The following is a 2,634-nucleotide window of genomic DNA, read 5'->3' as shown; positions in this document are numbered from 1 at the left end:
GCAATGGGAACGATCAAGCCGATCGAACGATTAGTACCGGTAAGCTTCATGCGTTGCCGCACTTCCACACCCGGCCTATCAACGTGGTCGTCTTCCACGGTTCTCGAGGGAATACTCGTTTTCAGGTGGGTTTCCCGCTTAGATGCCTTCAGCGGTTATCCCTTCCATATATAGCTACCCTGCTATGCCCTTGGCAGGACAACAGGTCCACCAGAGATATGTCCATCCCGGTCCTCTCGTACTAGGGACAGATCCTGTCAATATTCCTACACCCACGGCAGATAGGGACCGAACTGTCTCACGACGTTCTGAACCCAGCTCACGTACCGCTTTAATTGGCGAACAGCCAAACCCTTGGGACCTGCTCCAGCCCCAGGATGCGATGAGCCGACATCGAGGTGCCAAACAACCCCGTCGATATGGACTCTTGGGGGTCATCAGCCTGTTATCCCCGGCGTACCTTTTATCCGTTGAGCGATGGCCCTTCCACGCGGGACCACCGGATCACTATGACCGACTTTCGTCTCTGCTCGACTTGTCAGTCTCGCAGTCAGGCGGGCTTATGCCATTGCACTCGACGAGCGATTTCCGACCGCTCTGAGCCCACCATCGCGCGCCTCCGTTACTCTTTCGGAGGCGACCGCCCCAGTCAAACTACCCACCATACACTGTCCCGGATCCGGATGACGGACCGCGGTTAGACATCCATGACGATAAGGGTGGTATTTCAAGGACGGCTCCACAGGAACTGGCGTCCCTGCTTCAAAGCCTACCACCTATCCTACACATGCCGACACGAATGCCAGTGTAAAGCTATAGTAAAGGTGCACGGGGTCTTTCCGTCTGACCGCAGGAACCCCGCATCTTCACGGGGAATTCAATTTCACTGAGTCTGCGTTGGAGACAGCGGGGAAGTCGTTACGCCATTCGTGCAGGTCGGAACTTACCCGACAAGGAATTTCGCTACCTTAGGACCGTTATAGTTACGGCCGCCGTTTACTGGGGCTTCGATTCAGAGCTTGCACCCCTCCTCTTAACCTTCCAGCACCGGGCAGGCGTCAGACCCTATACGTCGTCTTGCGACTTCGCAGAGCCCTGTGTTTTTGATAAACAGTCGCTACCCCCTGGTCTGTGCCACCCCATCATGGTTGCCCATAATGGGGTCACGCTTCTTCCGAAGTTACGCGTGCAATTTGCCGAGTTCCTTCAACGCAGTTCTCTCAAGCGCCTTGGTATACTCTACCTGACCACCTGTGTCGGTTTCGGGTACGGTCTATATGGTGGAGCTATTTCCCGGGACCGCGTCCAGGCCAGGACAATCCAATAAGTCCTGACAAGTTAAGCGATCCGTCACTACCACCAGGCCCACGAATATTAACGTGGTTCCCATCGACTACGCGTGTCCGCCTCGTCTTAGGGGCCGGCTAACCCTGCTCAGATTAACTTTAAGCAGGAACCCTTGGTCTTTCGGCGAGAGGGTCTCTCACCCTCTTTATCGTTACTCATGTCAACATTCGCACTTCCGATACCTCCAGGACCCCTCACGGGTATCCCTTCACTGGCTTACGGAACGCTCCGCTACCACGTATCTTTAAGATACATCCTCAGCTTCGGTGCATGGCTTTAGCCCCGTTACATTTTCGGCGCAAAGACCCTTGTTTAGACCAGTGAGCTGTTACGCTTTCTTTAAATGATGGCTGCTTCTAAGCCAACATCCTGGTTGTTTTGGGATCCTCACATCCTTTCCCACTTAGCCATGACTTGGGGACCTTAGCTGGAGGTCAGGGTTGTTGCCCTCTTCACGACGGACGTTAGCACCCGCCGTGTGTCTGCCGACTAGTACTCCCCGGTATTCGGAGTTTGGTTAGGATCAGTAAGACGGTGAGTCCCCATAGCCCATCCAGTGCTCTACCCCCGGGGGTATTCGGTCGACGCTCTACCTAAATAGATTTCGCGGAGAACCAGCTATTTCCGAGTTTGATTGGCCTTTCACCCCTAGCCACAAGTCATCCCAATCTATTGCAACAGATGCGGGTTCGGTCCTCCAGTTGGTGTTACCCAACCTTCAACCTGCTCATGGCTAGATCACTCGGTTTCGGGTCTAATGCGACATACTAAGGCGCCCTGTTCAGACTCGCTTTCGCTACGCCTCCACCTACCGGCTTAAGCTTGCATGTCACACTAAGTCGTTGACCCATTATACAAAAGGTACGCCGTCACCCTTGCGGGCTCCGACTGTTTGTAGGCATCCGGTTTCAGGTTCTATTTCACTCCCCTTGTCGGGGTGCTTTTCACCTTTCCCTCACGGTACTTGTTCGCTATCGGTCATGCACGAGTACTTAGGCTTGGAGAGTGGTCTCCCCATGTTCAGACAGGATTTCTCGTGTCCCGCCTTACTCAAGGACAATGAGTGTTCTACGTGTACGGGGCTGTCACCCGCTACGGCCGATCTTTCCAAATCGTTCCACTTTATTCCTCATTGCCACTGGCCTGGTCCGCGTTCGCTCGCCACTACTTGCGGAGTCTCGGTTGATGTCCTTTCCTGCAGGTACTTAGATGTTTCAGTTCCCTGCGTTCGCTTCTTATCCCTATTGAATTCAGGATAAGATACCTTTCAACAATGCTTGGAAACCA

1 rRNA gene is annotated in these 2,634 nt (G+C 53.8%); it reads right to left on the bottom strand.

The features are described from left to right. Positions 1-9: 9 nt before the first annotated feature. Positions 10-2,634: ribosomal RNA gene (locus tag J2Z31_RS29020) — 23S ribosomal RNA — on the bottom strand; the annotation flags it as partial.

Source organism: Sinorhizobium kostiense (genome assembly GCF_017874595.1).
Taxonomy (GTDB): Bacteria; Pseudomonadota; Alphaproteobacteria; order Rhizobiales; family Rhizobiaceae; genus Sinorhizobium; species Sinorhizobium kostiense.
This window is presented reverse-complemented; position numbering and strand designations above follow the sequence as displayed.